This window comes from Kitasatospora sp. NPDC057542 (assembly GCF_042801945.1).
Taxonomy (GTDB): domain Bacteria; phylum Actinomycetota; class Actinomycetes; order Streptomycetales; family Streptomycetaceae; genus Kitasatospora.
Window position 1 is genome coordinate 1 of record NZ_JBHVFE010000169.1, and the last position, 16,831, is coordinate 16,831.

Consider the following 16,831-nt stretch of genomic DNA (forward strand, 5'->3'; position numbering starts at 1 on the left):
CCACGCACCCCGGCGGCCGGGGACGCGCCATGTCCCGACGGCCCCGCCGCTCGTCCCCGGACGGCGGCTCAGTCACCGTCCCCGCCGCTGTTCCCCACCTGGCGGGGCCGGTTGCGCTGGTAGCTGCGCACCGCCTTCCCCGCGCCGAGGGTGAGGGCCGCGACCACCCGGGTCCAGCGCGGCCCGCCCCGGTCGGCCCACACCACGCAGCCGCACCCCGCGACGACCAGGACCAGCACCCCCACCAGAACCGCACCGACCATCGCGGCCACCCGCCCTTCGCTCGACGTCCTGCTCCCTGTGACGTGCGGATCGTCCCACCCGGTTCGGCCGGGAAGCCGGAGGCTGTGCCAGGATGCGGTAACCGAACGGCCCTGGTCACCGCACCGGCCGTACACAACCCCGTCCGCCAGCCGCACCCCGAGGAGTCACCCCGTGGCCACTGCCCGGTTCGCCACCCTGCACACCACGGCGGGCCCGATCCGCCTGGAGCTGTTCCCGTTCCACGCGCCGAAGACGGTCCGCAACTTCGCCGAACTCGCCGAGGGCACCCGGGAGTACACCGACCCGCGCACCGGCGAGCCGGGCAAGGGCCCGTACTACGACGGCACGCTCTTCCACCGGGTGATCGCGGGCTTCATGATCCAGGGCGGCGACCCGACCGGCACCGGCGCCGGCGGCCCGGGCTACTCCTTCGCGGACGAGTTCCACCCGGAGCTGTTCTTCACCAAGCCGTACCTGCTCGCGATGGCCAACGCAGGCCCGGGCACCAACGGCTCGCAGTTCTTCATCACGGTGGGCACCCCCACCCACCTCAACCGCCGCCACACCATCTTCGGCCAGGTCGCCGACGCCGCCTCCAAGGCCGTGGTCGACGCGATCGCCGCCACCCCCACCGCGGACGAGCGCCCGGTCGAGGACGTGGTCATCACCTCCGTCGAGATCGAGCACTCCTGACCCGTTGACCGTCGACCCGGTGACCGCCGTGCAGGGCGCGTTCCCGCCCCGCCCGCTCCGCGGTGTGCGGGCCCGTTACGTCCACCAGACCAGCTGCCCGGGCGACGTCGCGATCGTCACCGTGGACTTCGAGCCCTGGGAGGAGGGCCTGCACATCGAGTCCGCCCCGGACGCCACGGTCGACGGCGGCCCGGAGCCCGGGGAGACGGAGCGCTTCCACACCGCCCTGGCCGAGGGCGTGCGCGCCGAACTGGCCGAGCAACTGCCCGGCGTCCCGGTGGCGTTGGCGCTCGTGGTGCACCACACCGTCGTGCACCCGGTCGACTCGCGCGAGCACTCCTTCCGTACCGCCGGCCGCCTGGCGGTACGCGAGGCGCTGGCCCTCCTGGACGGCGGAACAAGCGCAACAAGGGGCCGCCGCCCGGCGAAGCGCGGACGGCGGGCATAGGCTTCGGCCGGTGACAGAGACACACCCCGTCGCGCTCGCCCCCGCCTGGGCGGCGCTGACCTCGGCCACCGAAGTCGACCGCGCGACAGGCTCCTCCTGGCTTGACGGACTCGGCTTCAACCGTGCCGCGCCCGCCGACCTGCTCCTGCGGCTCCTGGACGCCGGCCGGCACTGGTTCCTGTACCGCGAGGACCTGCCCGACGCCGTCCTGGACGCCGCGGTCGTCCACCCGGCCCGGCAGGTCCGCCTCACCGTCGCCGAGGCCGGTCACCTGTCACCGGCGCAGTGGGACCGGCTCATCGCCGCTTCGCCCGGGGCGCCCCGGCGCGGGCTGTTCACGGAGCTCGCCGAGCAGTGCCTGAAGGCCCGGGCACGGCCGGGCGGCGGCCGCGGCACCGCAGGCGCCCCGCACCCCGACGCCGCGCCGCCCACCACCCCCGACGAGATCGAGGCGATGGCCACCGAGGCCCCCGACATCGAGCCCGGGGACGTCACGACGGGCCTGTGGTGGATCGGCGCCCTGCACGAGGACGCCGCGGCCATGCGTCAACTCGCGTCCTCCCCGAAGCTGCTGGTCCGCCGCAGCGTCGCCAGGGCACCCCGCCTGCCCGCGGACGTCGTGGCCCTGCTCGCCCGGGACGAGGACCGCGTGGTGCGGCTCTTCCTGGCCGAGTCCTGCGACGACGCCCCGCCCGCGATGCTGCTGGAGGTGGCGGCGTGGTGGGACGGCAGCCTCTCCTTCCCCGGCCGCCCGCGCAACCACCCCAACTTCCCCCGCGACGGCCTGCTGCGCCTCGCCGCCGACCCGAACCCGCGCCTGCGGGCGCTCGCGCTCGACGACCCGGCCTCCACCGCCGCCCACGCCGAACAGCTCAGCCGGGACTCCGACCCGAGGGTCCGCCGCGCCGCCGCCAGGGACCCTCGGACCGCCCCCGAGGCCCTGGTCCGGCTGTCCGCCGACCCCGATCGGGGCGTGCGGGAAACCGCTTCGACCAACCCGGCGCTGCCCGCGGACGAGCTGGTGACGCGCCTGCTCGATCCGCACTGCGCCGAAACCGCCGAAATCGCCGCCCGGAACCCCGCCGTCCCGGTCGCGGCCATGCACCACATGGTCACCCTCGCGACCGCGCACGCCGATGCTCAGGGGAGCGGGTGAGCCTCCGATGACCGGCGCCGGCCGTTCGAGACGGCGGAAAGCGGGGCCGCCGCCCGGTGAAGTCCGGGCGGCGGCCGAGGAACTGACGGTGTTCGTCAGGCGCAGGTGGTGAAGGTCGGGCTGGTGTTGGCGATGTAGAGGGTCGCGCCGCCGCTCGGGTCGGAGGTGAGCGGGACGGTGACGGTGTCGTCGGCGGTCCACGGGATGCCGCGGGCGTCGAAGGTCCAGGTGCCGGTGACCTTGCGGGCGAGTTCGGCCAGGGTGACCCAGCCGTACTCCTGCGGCGGGACGTTGACGGTGACGCTGTTGTTGACGGTGGTCGAGCCCTGCCAGACGTTGCTGTAGTTGACCTGGGTGGAGACCTCCGCCTTGAAGACGTCCCCAGGCGCCGCGCCGCCGATGTTCGCCCCGATCTGGCCGCCGAGGGTGCTGGACCAGCCGCTCATGGTGGTGACCGCGAAGTTCTGCTGGGCGGCGCTGCTGGTGTTGTTGAACCAGACCGAGGAGACGCAGATCTTGGGCAGTGGCGCCGCGGGGGCCTCGCTCTTCACGGCCCAGGAGCAGGAGCCGGGGTCCTTCTGGCACTGCTTGGCGGCGTGGTCGAGGGCCAGATTGCGGGCGGCCGCCGGGAAGCCGGTGGACCACTGCTGGTTGACGGTGCCGTTGCAGGCGTACTGGTCGGTCCAGGCGTCGTCGTACTGGGCGCCGGCCAGCAGGTCCAGGCAGGTGTTGTCGCCCGCGTGGCGGATCATGAAGGCGTCGGCGGCGCCGCCCGGAGCCGGCTGCAGGAACCAGCGCTGGCTGGCCTGCCCGGCGCAGGTCTGCTGGCGCAGGGCCGGGACGAACCAGGCGGCCAGGTCGATGCACTTGCCGGTGTCGTTGTTGACGATGGTGAAGGTGTAGTCCGAGGGGTCGACGTTCAGCCGCCAGGACTGGTGGTAGCCGGGCGCGGAGTTGGTGACGATGTAGGCGCCGTCGCCCGTGTTGCCGTTCTGGACGTCGAGTTGACGCCCGTTGCTGAGCGACTTGATGGACAGGCACTGCTGCGGCGTGGTGCAGGCGGCGAGCGGGGCGGGCGCCGGGGCCGGGGCGGCGTGCGCGGGCGCGGCGGTCAGGCCGAGGGCGGCGCAGCACGTCACGAGGAGGGCCGCGAGCAGGCGCAGCCAGGGCGCGGTGCGGTCAAGGGGTGTGGTGGCGGGCAAGGGTGGTGTCCTTTCGTCGGGGGAGAGGTGCGGGAGAGGGACGGCGTCAGGGCGCGGCGGCGAACGCCGCCTCCAGACGCGGGACGTAGTCCGCGAGGTCCTGCGCCCAGCAGCCAGGGGTGTGGCCGCCGTGGCAGTCGGTGCCCCAGCCGGCGCCGTTGCCGTAGTCGACGTAGCGGTACGCCAGCCCGAGGGCGTCCAGGCGGTCCTTGACGCGCTTGGCGGTGCCCTCGGCCCAGAACTCCATGTCGGCGGGGTTGTTGTTGCCGTTGCCGGTGTAGACGGCGATGCCGGTGTCGGCGAGCAGGCCCAGGCGCGAGGCCGGGTCGGCGGCGTTCCAGCGCCAGTCGGCGTTGAACACCGGGTACGGGCTGCCGAAGATCGCGTCGCTGGAGACGGTGGGACCGAAGTCCAGGCCGCAGGGGCGGCCGTCGCTCGGGCCGCAGAGCACGGTGCCGACGTTGGTCAGGGTGGCGACGACGGCGCCGCGGATGACCATCTCGGCGGTGGACAGGTCGTTGGCGCCGGACATGGTGAGGACCTGGCCGAACAGGTCGGGGCGGTCCTGGGCGTAGTGCAGGGCGCCGAAGCCGCCCATGGACAGCCCGCCGACGGCGCGGTGGGCGCGATCGGTGCGGGTGCGCAGGTTGGCGTCGACGAACGGGAGGACCTGGTTCAGGTGGAAGGTCTCCCAGTTCTGCGCGCCGGCGGCGGTGTTCTGGTCGAGCCAGTCGGTGTACCAGCCGCGCAGGCCGCCGTCCGGGATGACGGTGATCATCGACTGGGCGGCGGTCAGCGCGGGGTAGGCCAGCGCCGGGTCGCTCGGGTTGTCCGAGGCGCCGTGCAGGAAGTACAGCACGGGGTAGCGCCTGTCGGGGTGGGCCGCGTAGTCGGCGGGCAGCAGGATGCGGATGGTGTGCGGCCCGGCGACCTGGGGGGTGGTGACGGTGACGACGAAGTTGGTGGCGCTGCCGGTGGCGGCGCCGACCTGGGTCAGCCCGAAGCCGTCGCTCAGCGGCGGGGGCCCGTCGGCCTCCGCGTGTACGGCGGGACCGGTGACGGCGGAACCGGCCGCCGTGGCGGGCGCGGCTGGTGCGGCGAGCGGGAGCAGGCAGGCGGCCAGGGCGGCGAGAGCCGCGCGGGCGCGCCGGAGCCGGGCGTGGGTCATGGTCGTCCTCGGCCTTCCGTGATCTGACTGATCACCGACAACTCTTGCCAGTGGCCCCGCCCGGACGCCAGAGCACCCGGCGGCGCACCTGGGCCACTGGCGCATGTGCGCCGCCGGCGCGGGTAGCCTCCCCCGGCCCCGCCCGGGACATGACACGGCGGCGGGACACGATGACTGGGGGGCGTCGTGCACGACGTGCTGGAACCGGACTCCGAACGCGGCCGCGTCTACCACAGCCTGGTCGGCCGGCCACGGGCCCGCGTACCCGAACTCGCACGCGAGAGCGGCCTTGACGAGGAGGCCGTCCTGGCCGTGCTGCGCGACCTCGCCGACGAGGGCGTCGCGGTGGCCTTCGACACCACCGACAGCGCCGACGACCGCGACCACGCCTGGGAGGCCCTGCCGCCCGCCCGGGTGGTCGAAGCGGTACTGCAACACGACGCGCTGCGCCAGGCCACCGCCCGCCGGGCCGGCGCCGAACTGGAACGGCTCTACCGCTTCGCCCGCCGCGACACCGGCAGCTACGGCGCGCTGGAGGTGGTGGAGGACCCCGCCGGGGTACTGGCCGCCAGCCGCCGCCTCCAACTGGCCGCCCGCCACCGGGTGCGGGTCATCGACGTGCCGCCGTACTCCGGCAGCCCCGCCCACTACCTCGACCAGGAGGTGCTCCAGCGCCGCCGGATGGCCGCGGGCGTCGTCTACCGCGTGATCTACCAGGGGTGCGCGTTCCAGGACCCGGTGGTCGGGCCCAACATGGCCCGGATGGTCGAGGCGGGGGAGCAGGCCCGCACCCTGGACGAGCCGCCGCTCAAGCTCGCCATCGGTGACGACGACCTGGCCATCGTCACCCTGCCCGCCGACGACCGCCCCGGCGTGGTGTCGCTGCTGATCCGCCCCTCCGGCCTGCTGCACGCGCTGGCGGCGGTCTTCGAGACGCTGTGGCGCCTGGCCGTGCCCGCCTCCATGGCCGAGGTCGACCTGTGCATCGACGAACGCGACCGGCGGATTCTCACCCTGATGGCCGGCGGCGCCACCGACGACGCCATCGCCCGCCGGCTGGGTCTGGGTCGGCGCACCGTGGTGCGCCGGGTCTCCACCCTGCTGGCCCACCTGGGCGCCACCACCCGGTTCCAGGCCGGGGTCCAGGCGGCCCGGCGGGGGTGGCTGTAGGCGTCAGTTCGCCCAGCTGATGCGGATTTCGCGGTCGCCGAGGGGGAGGGCGAGGACGGGGGCGTCGGCGAGCTCGCGGATGATGTCGCGCCTGGCGCAGGGGCCGGTGAGGCGGCGCTCCAGGACGTAGTGCTGGAAGCGGGACATCGGCAGGTGGCAGACCGAAGCCCAGATCCGTTCGAGGGCGTCGTCGCTGAGGGTGTGGACGGCGGGCGGGCGGTGGCCCGGGATCTCCACGCGGACGTCGTGATCGGCCCTCACGCGGCCACCTCGCACCAGACGATCTTGCCGGTGTGCTTGCGCGGGGAGCAGCCCGTCCGGATGGAGAGGGACTTGACGAGGTGGAGGCCGCGCCCGGCCTCGCCGTCGAGGGTGAGGGCGCGCAGGACGGGCTCGCGGTCCCGCCGGGCGTCGTGCACCTCGATGCGCAGGCGGGCGGGGTCGAGGTCGAGCGCGAGGTAGATGAGGTGCCCCGCCGGCGTGCCGTGCAGAAGGGCGTTGGTCACGAGCTCGGAGACGATCAGCAGCCCCGAGTCGAGGTAGAGCCCCGGGTTCGGGGTGGAGGCGAGGAGCGAGGCGAGGAGGGCGCGCCCCTCGGAGGGGGCGCGGCGGCTGCGCGGCAGCCAGGTGGTGGAGGAGTGGGAGGACATGGCGAATCCACCTTCCAGGCATGAAGTTTGAAGCCATGCGGTGCCGGGCGGAGGCATAGGGATGCCCGGCAGCAGACCACCCGTGGTCACTCAAGCGACCCGAAGGACTACTCCCTGTAGATTGCCCTAGCCGGGCAATTGCATGCAACTGCTTCGCTCGTGCAATTGCATGATCATGAGGCGCGGCTGGGCCTCGGAAGGGGTGGCAAACTATGCAAGGAAGCGAACAGCCAGGGAGTGTGACGCATGGGCAGTCCGACCGTGCTGCGGCGTAGGCTCGGCGGCGAGCTTGGCAAGTTGCGCGCATCGCGCGATCTGAACGCCAAGGACGTTGCCGCCGCGCTGGGTTGGTCCGCTTCGAAGCTGAGCCGCATCGAGAGCGGCCTGGTGCCACTGCAGGAGCGTGACGCCGCGAAGCTCCTGGCGCACTACGGCGTCACTTCACCCGATGAGGTGAAGCACTTCCTCGGACTGACACGCCAGAGCCGCCAACAGGGCTGGTGGCATGCGTACGGCGAGGCGGTTCCGGAGCGATTCCGCGCCTACGTGGGCTTCGAATCCGATGCCACGAAGATCCGCACTTTCCAGTGCGAGCTGGTTCCAGGCTTGCTGCAAACCGAGGCGTACGCGCGGAACGTCATCCGGTCGATGAAGCCGGCAGAGTCGATCGAAGAGGTCGAGCGCAGGCTTGCCCTCCGTATGGAACGGCAACGGATCCTCGATCGGCATGACCCACCTCAGATATGGGCGATCTTCGGTGAAGCAGTAATGCGTCGCCTGATCGGCGACCACACTGTGATGGCAGGCCAGCTGCGGCACATTGCCGACTTGGCAGAACAGCACCCAAACCTCACTGTGCAGGTACTCCCTTTCTCTGCTGGTGCTCATGCCGCCATGGGTTCATCGTTCTCGATCTTCTCCTTCAGTGACATCGTTGGCAGCGTCGCCTACTCCGAGACGATCACCAGCAAGACGTACGTCGAGGAGCAATCCGAGATTGCCCGACATGACGACGTATTCCACCGACTCATGGCCTCATCGGTCCAACCCGAGAAGGCCATCTCCTGGTTGAGGAACGTCGCAGAGGAGTACGGCACATGAGAGATCGACCCGACGAGACCGTCTGGCGCAAGAGCACCTACAGCAATGGCGACGGTGATTGTGTCGAAGTGGCCGATGGCTTCACCGGCGTCGTTCCCGTTCGGGACAGCAAGGATCCCCATGGCCCGGCCCTCGCCTTCACCTCCAAGGCGTGGCAGGCCTTCGTCGCCGGTATCCGGGCGGGTGACTTCCCGACCAACTGCTGAAGCGCTTCTTGCCGGGCGGCCCCGCGGACCACGCGGGGCCGCCTGGCAAGAGCAGGCCCGCCTCCTGGTTGAGGGACGTGCGGCATCCACCCTGGACATCTGCCGCAGCCGAGGGCGCTCACCGCCGTCCCCGTGGACGGGCCCAGGTGACCTCAAGAATGCAGGGCGGTGTGCAGGGCATCCGTCATCTGAATGCGTGCCGCCTCGGACGCCTCCGTGCCGCGGAGCCGGTCGAAGAGGACGAACCCGTGGATCGTGCCGTGGTAACGGGCCGACACGACCGGGACGTCCACCTGCCTCAGCCGTGCCGCGTACGCCTCACCCTCGTCACGCAGGACGTCGGCCTCGGCGGTGATGACGAGCGTGGGCGGCAGGCCCACGAGACATCGCACGGGCGCGCGCAGCGGTGAGACGGCGCCCTGCGCGCGGTCCCGCGGGTCCGGCGCGTACTGCTGCCAGTACTCGGCCATGGCGGCGCGGGTCAGGAAGTACCCCTCCGCGAACTGGCGGTAGGACGGAGTGTCCATCGCCGCGTCGGTCACCGGGCAGACCAGCACCTGGTGACGGAAGCGCGGGCCGCGGCGCGTCCGCGCCACGAGGGTGAGCGCGGCCGCGTGCTGGGCGCCCGCGCTGGCGCCGACCACCGCGATCCTGCTCCCGTCCAGTCGGCATCCCGCGCCGTGCCCGGCGATCCACCGGGCCACGGCGTACGCCCGCTCGACGGCACCCGGGTGGCGGGCGTGCTCCGGTGCGTCGTACTCGGGGACCACCACGGCCGCGTCCGCTCCGAGCACCAGGTCCACCAGCAGCTGCCGGTGCGCGTGGGCATCGGTCAGCATCCAGCCGAGCCCGTGCAGGTAGAGCACGACCGGCAGCGGCTCACAGGCACCCGCGGGACGGAGGATCCGCACCCGGATGCGATCCTCGTCCCCGCCCGGCACAGCCAGCCACTCCTCCTCGACATCGGGCTCCTCGCGGCCGCCGCCGTCCCACAGCGCCGCCATGCGTTCCCTCGACGCGAGGCCGTCGGCCTGCGGGGGAGCCGGCCACGGGCAGGACTCGACGAAGGCACGCGTCTGCCGCCCGAGGACGGGCGGCACCCGGGGAACGTGGACGTCTTCGTGCACGGGCACTCCTCCGCAGGGGCGGTTCACCGGCCACTCGCAACGGGCCGCGGGATCAGCCTGGGGCAGTCCCGCACCGGATGCACGACGGCCCGGCCATCCCCGCGGACACAGGCAAGAGCCGTGCACCGTGGGGCATCGCCGCGGTGTCACGGTGTCCCGGGGACAAGCGGGACCGGAGCGATCCGGGCCCCGGGACCGGTGCGCGGGGAGCCGCCGCCGGATCCCGGCCCGCCGGCCCCGCGCCGCACCGGGACGACCACGAATGAGGACTGCCATGACCGAACAACGGCGGCGAGCCCCCGTCGGCAGTGCCGCGCTGCGAGAACTGATCGAGGAACTCGCGGAGTCGCTCCGCCGGTCCGTGGCCCTGGCCGGCCCCTCGGTCAGGGGCATCTGTTCGAGCCGGCACTTCGACGACGCGGACCCGGCACGCGTCCACAGCCTTCTGCAGGGACGGGCAAGCAGCGAAGCCGTCCGTCACGTCCTCGATCAGGGCGCCACCCGGTGGTCCAGGCCGGGTTTCATCGAGGGCCGGGACGATCTCGGACTGCATTCCCGCTACTGCGTGCCGCTGCGTCAGCGCGGCCACTTCCTCGGTCTGCTGATGGTCATCGCACCGGACGGCTCCCTGGGCCCGGAGGAAGCCGAAGCCATCGCCCGGGCAACGCCCGCCATCGCCGGCCAGCTGTACGCCGATCACGTCCTGGCCGATGCCGAGAAGACCAGGGAGCAGGAGCTTCTTCTGTCGTTGCTGGGAGCGAGCCCCACTGCGCGCGCCGAGTCCCGCAATCAGCTCCTGGACGACGCGCTGCTCCCGGACGCCCCCCACGCGGTGGTCAGCCTCGTGCAGGTGGCATGCTCCCCGGTGTCTCCCGGGCAGGCGGCGACCGCACTGCGCGGGGCGCTGGAGGGGTTCCGGCGTACCCGATCGGCACACGGCGCCTTCGCGGTCACATCGAACCGAGCCGTCCTGCTCCAGCTCGCCGACCGGCCGTTGACACCGGAAGCACTCCGGGAGCAGTCCCGGCACATCATGGAGGTCCTCGGCACCCGCCTGGACGCCTCCGCCGCTCCTCCCGTCATCGGCATCGGCGGCCACCAGACGGGTCTCGCCGACGCCCGAACCTCCTACGAGCAGGCGCTCGTCGCAGTGCGCGCGGCACGCCGGATACCCGGACTGAAGGGCATCGGCTCCTGGGAGGAGCTCGGTGAGCTCGCCGTGCTCCTGCAACTGCCGGACCGCGCCCTGAACGAGTCACTGCTCCCGAAGCCACTGCGCGCCCTGCTGGAATCCAGCGGCGGACACCGCCTGGAGGCGACCCTGCGCTGCTTCCTCGATCAAGCCGGATCGACATCCAGGACCGCCGAAGCACTCCGGATCCACCGCACGTCGCTGCACTACCGGCTGCGGCAGATCCAGGAGATCACCGGGGTCGACCTGGACAACGGAGCGGACCGCATCACCCTGCACATGGGCCTGCGCATCCGCGAACTCCTCGTATCCCTCGGTGCATCCGGCGACGACGGCCGGCGCCAGGCACAGGCCGCCGCACCGGGCGACGACCTCGCCGGCCGGACGCCCGGCGCCGATCCGCAGGGCCGGCGCGGCGCGAGCGTCCCCCCGGGACAGCAGGTCCCGCCGCAGCGGACGCGCGCCCGACGCGATCAGGCCGGGCGGTCCGTCACGGCTGGTGACCACAGTCGGGTCGAAGCCGCTTAGCGGAGCCAACAGAACCGCGTAGCGCCCATGTCCGTTCGTCCATCGGCTCGTTGCGTAGACCGCGGGGAAGAGACCGCCGTGGTCGGTGTCGGACGACCTGTGGGGCCGGATGCCTCCGGAACGCCCCCGGCCGGTAATCCGTGGCGGGCGGGGGTGGCCGGTGTCAGGATGACCGGATGCCGACATTTCCCGCTCCGGACGGAACCCGCCTCGCCTACCGCACCGTGGGGGAGGGTGATCCGCTGGTCTGTCTCCCCGGAGGCCCGATGCTGGCCTCCGCCTACCTCGGTGACCTGGGTGGCCTGCCGGCCGCCGCGGGGCGCTCGCTCGTGCTGCTCGACCTGCGTGGCACAGGGGAGTCCGAGACTCCGGCTGACCCGTCGAGCTACCGCGTCGACCGGCAGGTGGACGACATCGAAACGCTCCGGGCTCACCTCGGGCTGGAACGGATCGACGTCCTGGCCCACTCCGCCGCCGGCGACCTCGCGTTGCTCTACGCCGGCCGGTATCCGCAGCGGATCCGGTCGCTGGTGCTGGTGACCGCCCGGGCCCGGGCGGCCGGCATCGAGTTCCCGCTGGAGGGACGGCGCGAGGCGCTCGCGCTGCGCAGCGGAGAGCCCTGGTACGACGAGGCAGTGCCCGCCTTCGAGCGGGCGATGGCCGGGGAGGCGACCAAGGACGATTGGCGGTTCCTGGACCGCCTCATCTACGGCCGCTGGGACGCGGAGGCGGAGGCCCACGCCGCCTCCGGCGAGGACGGTCACAACGAGGAGGCCGCTCACGCCTACCCCGGTCCCGGCGCGTTCGACGACGCGGCTGCGGTGCGTGAGGTGCTGACCGAGCTCGACGTGCCGGTGCTGGTGCTCGCGGGCGAGCTGGACCCGTCCCCTCGCCCGGACAAGGCTGCGGAGGTCGCGGCGCTCTTCCCACGTGGGGAGTTCGTCGTCCAGCCGGGTGCCGTGCACTTCCCGTGGCTGGACGATCCGAAGTTCTTCGTCAGGACCGTCGGCGAATTCCTGAGCCGCAGCGATGCGTAGCGGTCGGCTCCGGAGTCAACCCCCGAAGGATTCTCGGCGCTGATCGCTCGGCTCCGCATGGAGTCGGCTCCGGGAACCGGTCGGCGGGTGGCCTCGCGGATTCGGTGCGCGAGGCCCTCCAGCGGCCCCGGGTACGGCGCGTACCCGGGGCCGACGACGAACCGCGGACCTGACCCGGCCCCGGTCGCACCGGTCAACCTCGCAGGGCCGCCTCCCGGGCCCGACCGGCCAGGCGGGAGGCGAAGTACGGCGCGGCGGCCAGGCCGAGCAGAGCCGGCACGATCCAGAACGGGACCCCCAGCAGGCTCGGCCGGCCGGTGACCATCCGCCCGCCGTCCTCCAGCCAGACGCGGGTTTCGTGGCCGTCCGGGTAGGGATCGCCGACCGGGCGCTCCTCGTTGAACTCCTGTCCGTCCACGCTCCAACGGTAGGCGCAGCCGTACGTCCTGGCGCCCAGGCCGCCGCCCTCCACCGGCAGCCGGCCGGTCACCCGGCAGTGCGTCACCACCGCCGGCACGCTGCGCGGCTCGTGCATCCGCACCTGGACGGTGTGGACGGCCTGGGCCGTCGCGAACGCCGCACCCCAGACGGCCGTGAGCAGCAGCACCGCCCACACGCAGAGCCCCGTGTACGGGCCGCCGCCCGCTCGCCGGCGCAGCGGGAGCGAGGCGGTCACGGCCACCGCCGGCGCGGCGGCGCACAGCCACGGCAGCCACCCGCCCACCGGCTCGTCCAGCGACCACGCCCACACCGCCGGCGCCCCGGCGGCGGCCAGCACCGCGAGCGCCGCCGCGGCCGGTACCGCCCGCCGGCGGCCGGACTCCTCCTCGGCCATGGCTCTCTCCTTCCCTCCCGTCAGGTGGCCTCTGCCCGTTCCTGACGCCGGCCGGCCCCGCGGGCGGGCCTTGGTGCGGAGCGGTGACGGGACCGCGACATCGTGACGGGCCGGACGGGGGCAGCCGTGTTCGAAATCGATGTGTCGACACTGCGTCATCACCGCAGGACAGCGGCCCATTGCGGTTCGATCACGACGTGCCCGGTTCATCGAACATTGGGTGAGAGTGTGGTGATTGATTGCTTTGGCAGCGCTGTCAGCGGGCTCTCATAATTCCTGGCGACACGCGTGACGGAACGCCCGGAGAACCCGCTTGGGGGAGTGGTTCCCGCGAGGGGCCCGCGCGTGAGATTCCGCATTCTTCCTGGGGGGATTCCCTTGCCCGAGCCCGAGAACGAGAGCGCCGCCGCCGGACCTCCGGCACCGGCCGAGCCGGCTGCCATGGCGCCGCCGCTCGCCGTGCCGGAGCAGAGCGCCGTGCCGGAGCAGGCCGCCGCCGGAACCGGGGGCGCCGTGCCCGTCCCGGAGCCGGCCCCGCGCCGGCTGCCGCGCGCGGTCGGCGTCGTGCTGGCCACCGCCGGCCTGCTCGCCGTCACCGCGACCAGCGCCGCGGTGACCGTCGCCGTCGGCAAGCCCGACGCCCGCCCCGCCGCGACCGCAGCCGCACCCGCCCCGTCGAAGCCGGCCGCGAGCGCCACCGCGAGTGCCACCGCGAGCGCGACGCCCTCGGCCGCGCCCGTCCCGGTGCCCACCGCCGTCCCGGCCGAGCCCGCCCCGGCCAGCACCGTCAAGGGCACCGTCAACGGCGGCAAGCACGAGGGTGACCTGCGCTACTTCCTGCTCCCCATCCCGGCCGGCGGCGAGTCCTACGGACCCGTGGACGGGATGACCATGACCGACGACGACGTCGCCGCGCTCTTCGGCAAGCAGGACGGCATCATGGACATCCTCAAGTCCTACGGCTACAAGGGCGGCGCGACCCGGATGTACCGGACCGCCGACGGCAAGGCCGAAGTCACCGTCACCCTGCTGAAGTTCGGCTCCACCGCGATGGCGGACGACTTCGTCAAGGGCTACAAGGTCAAGTCGCTGGACCCGTTCGACATCGACGGCGACCCGGGCGGCCGCGGCTACCTGAAGGCTCCCAAGCAGCAGGCGTTCACCGGCTCGATGAGCGGCATCTCCAGCCAGGGCGACGTCCAGTACACGATCGACGTCGACGTGAAGGGGACGCCCGACAAGGCGCTGCTGAACGAGCTGATGAAGCGCCAGCGCGAGTGGCTCACCACCGGCGGCTGAGCCCGGCTCCGGCCGCCCGTACGACGCCACCCCCTTCCTCTTCTTCCTCCTTCTCTGGAGCCACTTCCGTGACCACCGAACCCGCGGAGCCGGCGCCCGCCGCACCCGCACCCGCGTCCGGGCCCGCAGCGCCCGCCGCGCCCGCTGTTCCGCCGCCGCCCGTCGCGCCGCCCGTCGCGCCGGAGCTCGGCGAACCCGCCGCCCCGGCCGAGCCGTTCGAGCCGTTCGAGGCCGGTGCCGCCCCCGCTCCGCGCGCCCCGCGCCGCCCCCGCCCCGTGCTGCTGACCGCCTGCGCCCTGGTGCTGGGCGCCCTGGCCGGCGGCGGCGTCGGCTACGCCGTGCAGGCCCAGCGCCCGCCCACGCCGCTGCCGCCGCTCCAGGTCGCCCACCCGTCCTACCCGGCCGACACGGTCGACCCGGCCGCCCTCGCCGCCGAACAGCCCAAGCCGCTTTCCATCGACGGCGACCTGACCAAGCTGCTGATCAGCGCCCCCGAGGGCAGTACCCCCTGGGGGGACTACCCGGACAAGCCGAGCTGGATCTCGATCGGCGAACTCGCCGAGGAGAGCGGCAAGACGGCCACCAGGTTCAAGGACCTCGCCTCGCACGGCTTCCGGCGCGCGGCCGAGGTCGACTGGAAGCAGGACGGCGTCCGCTACCGCGTCCAGCTGGTCCAGTACACCGCGGAGCACGCCGACGAGGCGAAGTCCGTCGACTGGCGGCAGCAGTTCGCCGAGGGCGCCAACGGCGGCTACAAGGTGGAAACCGAGCCCGACCACTGGGCCGAGAGCACCGAGCAGTACTACTACGGCGAGGCCATCGCCAAGCGCGGCACGGTGCAGATGACGATCGAGGTCTTCGGCACCCAGCCGGTGAACCCCGACACCCTCAAGGACCTCGCCAAGCGGCAGTGGGAGCGGCTGGTATGAACGACGACACCGTGACCACCGTCGCCCCGGGCGCGCCCGAGCCGACGCCCGAAGCCCTGCCCCCCGCACCCGCCGCACCCGCCGGGCCGAGCCCCGCCTCCCGCCGGCTGCTGCGCGCGGGCGCCGCGACGGCCGCGGCCGCGCTGGTCGGCGTGGCCATCGGCGTCGGCATCATCAAGACCCAGTACGACGACCCCGCGCCGGCCACCGCCGCCGCCCCGTCCACCGCTCCCACGCCCACCGCGACCGCCACGCCGTACGGCGCCAAGTCCAACGGCAGCCACTTCGGCTCCCTGCGCGACCTGCTGCTGCCCGTCCCGGCCGGCTACGAACCGGGCCCGGACGACGGCGGCTACGGCAACGACACCGAGCTGAACGGCGAGCAGCTGTCCGCCGAACTGGACGCCGACCTCCAGCAGCTCCCCAAGGAGAAGCGCGACAAGATGCGCTCCTACTGGGAGGGCATGCACGTCAAGGCCACCGGCGTGCGCACCTACCGGGCCGCCGGGGACGACCTGGTGGTCAGCCTGAAGCTGCGCCAGTTCAACCAGCAGGAAGTGCAGCGGATCAACGAGTACACCGCGGTCTTCACCGGCGACACCGGCCTGTTCCGGATCGGCCCGGCCATCCCGGGCCACCCCGAGGCGCACTGCTACCTGATGCCCGCGCCGCCGTCCGCGCCGATCGACTACCTGGAGTGCTCGGCCGCCGAGGGCGACCTCCTGGTGATCATGAACGCCGAGGGCGTGGCACCGCTGCCCAAGGACAAGATCGTCGCCCTCTTCACCTTCCAGCTCGACCGCCTCGCCCGCCCGGGAGCCTCCGTATGACCGGCCACGCCACCCCGCCGCCGCCCGTTCCCGAGGCCGTCGCGGATCCCGCCGTCCCCCTCGTTCCCGAGGACCCGGCCGCCCCGGCGGACCCCACCGTCCTCGCGGAGCAGGAGGCCCGCCGCACCCGCCGCCGCAAGGCCGCGGTGCGCTGGAGCTGCGCCGCCCTGGTGTTCGCCCTCGCCGGCACCGGCACCGCGCTGGCCGTCACCGCGCCCGAGCGCACCGACCTGCCCGGGCTGGCCACCGCGAGCGACGGCCGCTACACCTTCGCGCCGCTGACGCTGCCGCCGCTGCCCGCCGGCAAGGAGGCCCCGGACGGCAAGGGCAGGTCCCCGCACCAGGCGGACCTGCGCTACCTGCTGCTGCCCGCCCCCAAGGAGGCGGGCGGCTCCCTGACCCCGCCCGTCTTCCCGGCCCCCACCCTCGGCCCCACCCCCTCGGCTTCGCCGACGGCCTCCCCGACGCCCTCGGCCTCCGCCACCGCGCTCGCCCCCGTCTCCGAGTTCGGTCAGTGGGTGCCCTGCGACGCGATCGCCGAGGAACAACAGGACGCGGCCAAGATGCGCTCCCTGCTGCTGGCGGACGCCTGCCGTGCGGCCACCGTCCGGGAGTGGACCGCCTCCGACGGCACCCGCACCCAGATCCGGCTGCTGCGCTTCGGCTCCTTCCGGGAGTCCTGGGACGCCTTCACCGCCCTGCGCGGCAAGGCCCAGCCCAAGGCCGCACCCGACACCAGGACCACCTCCCACTCCGACTGGGACACCGTCGACGGCATCAGCCGCACCGTCATGGAATCCACCACAGCCGGCCCCAAGGGCGACCCCACCGCCCGCTTCGCCTACGTCTCCGCCTCCGACATCCTCGCCGTCATCACCATGACCAACCCCGCGGGCGTCCCGACCGTCCCCTTCCGTCAGGTCGTCACCCTCCAGTCCGACCTGCTCGCCTGACATAGCCTCAGTGAATCTGCGGACGGGCCGGCTTCCCTCGGGG

At 73.1% G+C, this 16,831-nt stretch carries 19 protein-coding genes; 12 read left to right on the forward strand and 7 right to left on the reverse strand.

The window, feature by feature from the left end:
• Positions 1–68 precede the first annotated feature (68 nt).
• On the reverse strand, positions 69–263 hold the full coding sequence (locus tag ACFU7Y_RS21640; RefSeq protein WP_224281671.1) for a hypothetical protein: 195 nt from the start codon (positions 261–263) through the stop codon (positions 69–71).
• Between the two features lie 172 nt (positions 264–435).
• Here ACFU7Y_RS21640 and ACFU7Y_RS21645 point away from each other — a divergent pair, with 172 nt between their 5' ends.
• The 3 genes from ACFU7Y_RS21645 to ACFU7Y_RS21655 are packed head-to-tail and all read left to right on the forward strand — an operon-like array spanning position 436 to position 2,561.
• Positions 436–957: a peptidylprolyl isomerase gene (locus ACFU7Y_RS21645; protein ID WP_224281672.1), complete on the forward strand. Its 522-nt coding sequence runs from the start codon at positions 436–438 to the stop codon at positions 955–957.
• A 19-nt stretch (positions 958–976) separates the two neighbouring features.
• Positions 977–1,405, forward strand: coding sequence for a hypothetical protein (locus ACFU7Y_RS21650; RefSeq protein WP_224281673.1), 429 nt, complete (start codon positions 977–979; stop codon positions 1,403–1,405).
• 10 nt (positions 1,406–1,415) lie between these two features.
• Positions 1,416–2,561, forward strand: a complete 1,146-nt coding sequence (locus ACFU7Y_RS21655) for a hypothetical protein (protein ID WP_380769344.1) — start codon at positions 1,416–1,418, stop codon at positions 2,559–2,561.
• Positions 2,562–2,656: 95 nt separating this feature from the next.
• Here the strand turns inward: ACFU7Y_RS21655 and ACFU7Y_RS21660 are convergent, their stop codons facing one another.
• Both ACFU7Y_RS21660 and ACFU7Y_RS21665 read right to left on the reverse strand, forming a co-directional pair.
• Positions 2,657–3,763: an RICIN domain-containing protein gene (locus tag ACFU7Y_RS21660; protein WP_380769346.1), complete on the reverse strand. Its 1,107-nt coding sequence runs from the start codon at positions 3,761–3,763 to the stop codon at positions 2,657–2,659.
• Positions 3,764–3,809: 46 nt separating this feature from the next.
• Positions 3,810–4,931 (reverse strand): alpha/beta hydrolase, encoded by a 1,122-nt coding sequence (locus ACFU7Y_RS21665; protein ID WP_380769349.1) that lies wholly within the window; start codon positions 4,929–4,931, stop codon positions 3,810–3,812.
• A gap of 186 nt (positions 4,932–5,117) precedes the next feature.
• Between ACFU7Y_RS21665 and ACFU7Y_RS21670 the strand changes: the two genes are divergently transcribed.
• Positions 5,118–6,101 carry a helix-turn-helix transcriptional regulator gene (locus ACFU7Y_RS21670; RefSeq protein ID WP_224281677.1) on the forward strand — a complete coding sequence of 328 codons (984 nt, stop codon included), beginning with the start codon at positions 5,118–5,120 and terminating at the stop codon, positions 6,099–6,101.
• Between the two features lie 3 nt (positions 6,102–6,104).
• Here ACFU7Y_RS21670 and ACFU7Y_RS21675 read toward each other — a convergent pair whose 3' ends face one another.
• A complete protein-coding gene (locus tag ACFU7Y_RS21675; RefSeq protein ID WP_224281678.1) occupies positions 6,105–6,362 on the reverse strand; it encodes a hypothetical protein in 258 nt (85 codons plus the stop codon).
• On the reverse strand, positions 6,359–6,751 hold the full coding sequence (locus ACFU7Y_RS21680) for an ATP-binding protein (RefSeq protein ID WP_224281680.1): 393 nt from the start codon (positions 6,749–6,751) through the stop codon (positions 6,359–6,361). The genes ACFU7Y_RS21675 and ACFU7Y_RS21680 overlap by 4 nt, the downstream gene beginning before the upstream one ends.
• A 246-nt stretch (positions 6,752–6,997) precedes the next feature.
• On the opposite strand from ACFU7Y_RS21680, the gene ACFU7Y_RS21685 reads away from it, so the two are divergent.
• Positions 6,998–7,852, forward strand: a complete 855-nt coding sequence (locus tag ACFU7Y_RS21685; protein ID WP_224281682.1) for a helix-turn-helix transcriptional regulator — start codon at positions 6,998–7,000, stop codon at positions 7,850–7,852.
• Positions 7,849–8,058 (forward strand): DUF397 domain-containing protein, encoded by a 210-nt coding sequence (locus ACFU7Y_RS21690; RefSeq protein ID WP_224281684.1) that lies wholly within the window; start codon positions 7,849–7,851, stop codon positions 8,056–8,058. Before ACFU7Y_RS21685 ends, ACFU7Y_RS21690 begins: the two co-directional genes overlap by 4 nt.
• Before the next feature lie 152 nt (positions 8,059–8,210).
• On the opposite strand, the gene ACFU7Y_RS21695 is transcribed toward ACFU7Y_RS21690, so the two are convergent.
• Positions 8,211–9,185: an alpha/beta hydrolase gene (locus tag ACFU7Y_RS21695; protein ID WP_380769353.1), complete on the reverse strand. Its 975-nt coding sequence runs from the start codon at positions 9,183–9,185 to the stop codon at positions 8,211–8,213.
• 274 nt (positions 9,186–9,459) lie between these two features.
• Here ACFU7Y_RS21695 and ACFU7Y_RS21700 point away from each other — a divergent pair, with 274 nt between their 5' ends.
• Entirely contained in the window at positions 9,460–10,905 is a 1,446-nt protein-coding gene (locus ACFU7Y_RS21700) for a CdaR family transcriptional regulator (RefSeq protein ID WP_224281688.1), read from the forward strand.
• A 176-nt stretch (positions 10,906–11,081) separates the two neighbouring features.
• On the forward strand, positions 11,082–11,942 hold the full coding sequence (locus ACFU7Y_RS21705; RefSeq protein ID WP_224281690.1) for an alpha/beta fold hydrolase: 861 nt from the start codon (positions 11,082–11,084) through the stop codon (positions 11,940–11,942).
• A 193-nt stretch (positions 11,943–12,135) separates the two neighbouring features.
• Here the strand turns inward: ACFU7Y_RS21705 and ACFU7Y_RS21710 are convergent, their stop codons facing one another.
• The gene (locus tag ACFU7Y_RS21710; RefSeq protein WP_380769355.1) at positions 12,136–12,777 is read right to left on the reverse strand and encodes a hypothetical protein; all 642 of its coding nucleotides are present in this window, start codon (positions 12,775–12,777) and stop codon (positions 12,136–12,138) included.
• Between the two features lie 378 nt (positions 12,778–13,155).
• On the opposite strand from ACFU7Y_RS21710, the gene ACFU7Y_RS21715 reads away from it, so the two are divergent.
• From ACFU7Y_RS21715 to ACFU7Y_RS21730, 4 genes are all read left to right on the forward strand, one after another.
• A complete protein-coding gene (locus ACFU7Y_RS21715; protein ID WP_380769357.1) occupies positions 13,156–14,076 on the forward strand; it encodes a hypothetical protein in 921 nt (306 codons plus the stop codon).
• A gap of 68 nt (positions 14,077–14,144) precedes the next feature.
• Positions 14,145–15,005 carry a hypothetical protein gene (locus ACFU7Y_RS21720; RefSeq protein ID WP_380769358.1) on the forward strand — a complete coding sequence of 287 codons (861 nt, stop codon included), beginning with the start codon at positions 14,145–14,147 and terminating at the stop codon, positions 15,003–15,005.
• Complete coding sequence (locus ACFU7Y_RS21725) at positions 15,002–15,835, forward strand: hypothetical protein (protein ID WP_380769360.1); 834 nt, start codon at positions 15,002–15,004, stop codon at positions 15,833–15,835. The genes ACFU7Y_RS21720 and ACFU7Y_RS21725 overlap by 4 nt, the downstream gene beginning before the upstream one ends.
• Positions 15,832–16,788, forward strand: coding sequence for a hypothetical protein (locus ACFU7Y_RS21730; RefSeq protein ID WP_380769362.1), 957 nt, complete (start codon positions 15,832–15,834; stop codon positions 16,786–16,788). Before ACFU7Y_RS21725 ends, ACFU7Y_RS21730 begins: the two co-directional genes overlap by 4 nt.
• Positions 16,789–16,831 lie beyond the last annotated feature (43 nt).

What these genes read in the sequence shown, in the direction of transcription:
- ACFU7Y_RS21730 (WP_380769362.1), top strand. Translation starts at nt 15,832, where the DNA reads ATGACCGGCCACGCCACCCCGCCGCCGCCCGTTCCCGAGGCCGTCGCG.
- ACFU7Y_RS21705 (WP_224281690.1), top strand. Translation starts at nt 11,082, where the DNA reads ATGCCGACATTTCCCGCTCCGGACGGAACCCGCCTCGCCTACCGCACC.
- ACFU7Y_RS21685 (WP_224281682.1), top strand. Translation starts at nt 6,998, where the DNA reads ATGGGCAGTCCGACCGTGCTGCGGCGTAGGCTCGGCGGCGAGCTTGGC.
- ACFU7Y_RS21640 (WP_224281671.1), bottom strand. Translation starts at nt 263, where the DNA reads ATGGTCGGTGCGGTTCTGGTGGGGGTGCTGGTCCTGGTCGTCGCGGGG.
- ACFU7Y_RS21710 (WP_380769355.1), bottom strand. Translation starts at nt 12,777, where the DNA reads ATGGCCGAGGAGGAGTCCGGCCGCCGGCGGGCGGTACCGGCCGCGGCG.
- ACFU7Y_RS21700 (WP_224281688.1), top strand. Translation starts at nt 9,460, where the DNA reads ATGACCGAACAACGGCGGCGAGCCCCCGTCGGCAGTGCCGCGCTGCGA.
- ACFU7Y_RS21680 (WP_224281680.1), bottom strand. Translation starts at nt 6,751, where the DNA reads ATGTCCTCCCACTCCTCCACCACCTGGCTGCCGCGCAGCCGCCGCGCC.
- ACFU7Y_RS21690 (WP_224281684.1), top strand. Translation starts at nt 7,849, where the DNA reads ATGAGAGATCGACCCGACGAGACCGTCTGGCGCAAGAGCACCTACAGC.
- ACFU7Y_RS21725 (WP_380769360.1), top strand. Translation starts at nt 15,002, where the DNA reads ATGAACGACGACACCGTGACCACCGTCGCCCCGGGCGCGCCCGAGCCG.
- ACFU7Y_RS21665 (WP_380769349.1), bottom strand. Translation starts at nt 4,931, where the DNA reads ATGACCCACGCCCGGCTCCGGCGCGCCCGCGCGGCTCTCGCCGCCCTG.